Below are 236 nucleotides of genomic sequence, written 5' to 3' on the forward strand. Positions count from 1 at the left end.
GGATCACCTCCTTAATCGACGACATCAGCCTGCTGATGAGCTCCCACACGAATTGCTTGATTCACTTGTATAAAGACGATGCTGTAACGCGACCCTGTTATAGGTCTGTAGCTCAGTTGGTTAGAGCGCACCCCTGATAAGGGTGAGGTCGGCAGTTCAAATCTGCCCAGACCTACCATTACTTGGTTTAGCCGTAAAATACGGGGCCATAGCTCAGCTGGGAGAGCGCCTGCCTT

1 tRNA gene is annotated in these 236 nt (G+C 51.3%); it reads left to right on the forward strand.

Features of this window, described 5'->3' with window-relative positions:
* Positions 1–101 precede the first annotated feature (101 nt).
* Positions 102–178, forward strand: a tRNA-Ile gene (locus tag SB751_RS35265).
* The last annotated feature ends 58 nt before the right edge of the window (positions 179–236 follow it).

Origin of the sequence: Cupriavidus sp. SIMBA_020 (genome assembly GCF_046535395.1) — a bacterium.
Classification (GTDB): Bacteria; Pseudomonadota; Gammaproteobacteria; order Burkholderiales; family Burkholderiaceae; genus Cupriavidus; species Cupriavidus campinensis.